At 60.8% G+C, this 2,031-nt stretch carries 1 protein-coding gene; it reads left to right on the plus strand.

The window, feature by feature from the left end; genetic code table 11:
* Positions 1 to 2,031: condensation domain-containing protein (locus ACFMO7_RS18035; protein WP_376796880.1), on the plus strand; the 2,031-nt coding region annotated here is incomplete at both ends.

The raw sequence follows: 2,031 nt of genomic DNA on the forward strand, positions 1-2,031 counted from the left end.
CCCCTCCGGCTCCCTCCTCTTCCTGGGCCGCCTCGACCAGCAGGTCAAGCTCCGCGGCTTCCGCATCGAACTCTCCGAAATCGAGGCCCTCCTCTCCTCTCACCCCTCCGTCCAGGAGGCCGCCGTCCTCCTTCACCAGCCCTCCCCCTCCGACCCCTCCTCCTCTCGCCTGGTCGCCTTCCTCTCTCCCCGCCCCGGCTGCCAGCTCGAGCGCTCCGCTCTGCGCTCCTTCGCCTCCGAGCACCTGCCCGCCTATATGGTCCCCTCGACCCTCGTCTCCCTCGACACCCTCCCTCACACCTCCACCGGCAAAATCGACCGACTCGCGCTGGCCTCCCTGCCTTTGACAGAGGAAGAGGAGATAGAGGGTGAAGAGTCTCGCCTACCCCAAACGCCAACCGAGGAAGCGCTGGCCAGGCTCTGGGAGGAACTGCTTCAGATCCACCCCATCAGAGCACGGGATAACTTCTTCTCCCTGGGCGGCCACTCCCTGCTGGCTGCGCGCCTCTTCGCCCGCATCGAACAGCTCTACGGCATCCGACTCAGCCTAAGTGTCCTATTCGGTCACCCAACCGTTGAAGAACTAGCCTCAATCATTGAGGATAAGCTACAGTCACAACAGACAATGGAGGAATATTCGTTGGGTGCACCAGCAAGCGGGGAGACAATGCTACCTTTGCCGCGTCACAATCCCGGAGAGCCAGCCCCCCTCTCCTATGGCGAGCAGCAGCTGTGGCTCGTCTCTCAGCTATTTAAAGAGATTCCAATCTACACGATTCCGCTGGCTATCCGCATCGTTGGGGAGCTAAATGAGGAGGCCCTTCGGCGGAGTCTCCAGGCCTTCATGGAGCGTCACCAGCTCTGGCGCTCCTCTTTCCCCACTCTCCACGGCTCTCCTGTCCAGATGGTTCAGCCGTCTCCTTCTCTCTCTCTGCCTCTGACCGACCTCTCCTCTCTGCCTGCCCCCGAGCAGTTCGCCGCCGCCCGCTCCCTCGTCGAGCAGCAGGCCCGCCTCCCCTTCGATCTCTCACAGGCCCCCCTCCTGCGCGCCTCTCTGCTCCGTTTCTCACCTCACCTCCACTGGCTCTGTCTCGTCATCCACCACATCATCGCCGACGCTCAGACAGTCTATACGGTTCTACCAAACGAACTTCAACGCCTTTACGAGGCCTATAGCCAGGGCCAGGAGCCTGATCTGCCCACCCCTCGCTGCCAGTACGCGGACTACGCCCTCTGGGAGCAGGCTCGCTTGACTCCCGAACGCCTTGAGCAGCTCTCGGCCTTCTGGCGGGAGTATCTGCAGAATGCTCCCACTATGCTGGCCCTACCTACTGACCATCCACGTCCAGCAACTTTCTATCATCGCGGCGGCAGCTACTATTTCTCTTTACCCAGCGAGCTGGCCTCAGATTTAAGAAAGCTCGCTCGCCAGGAAGGAGTCAGCCTCTACACCGTAATGGTGGCCGCCTTCCAGATCCTGCTTTACCGCTATAGTCAGCAAGAGGACTTCCTCCTGGGAACTTTCACAACGAACCGTCACAAGCGACCAGAGTTCGAGGAGATCCCTGGCTATTTCCTGAACGCTGTTCCACTGCGCAGCTGCATCAGCGATCCTGAGCAGATGAGCGCGCGCGAGCTGATTAAGAGAACACGCGAGGCACTTGCGCGCACCATGGCCCACGATGATCTGCCGCTTCCTCTGCTCAAGAGCTGTCTGGAGGGACAGCACTCAGCCGCAGGAAGCCCTCTTTTCCAGGTGGCGATAGCCATGAACTCCTATCGCAGTCAGGGGAGCAGCTCCTGGCAGATTCAGGAGCTGGCCATTGATAACGGGACAAGTCGCTTTGACCTGACACTGAGCCTGGAGGAAGGTTCCGATGGAGCGCTGACCGGCTGCTTTGAGTACAGCCAGGATCTCTTTGAGGAGCAGACCATCCTTCGCCTCTCCCGCCACTGGCAGACCCTGCTCTCCTCCCTCGTCTCCAATCCTTCCTGCTCCCTCTCCTCTCTCTCCCTCCTCCCTCCCGAGGA

Origin of the sequence: Thermogemmatispora sp. (genome assembly GCF_042408735.1) — a bacterium.
Lineage (GTDB): Bacteria > Chloroflexota > Ktedonobacteria > Ktedonobacterales > Ktedonobacteraceae > Thermogemmatispora.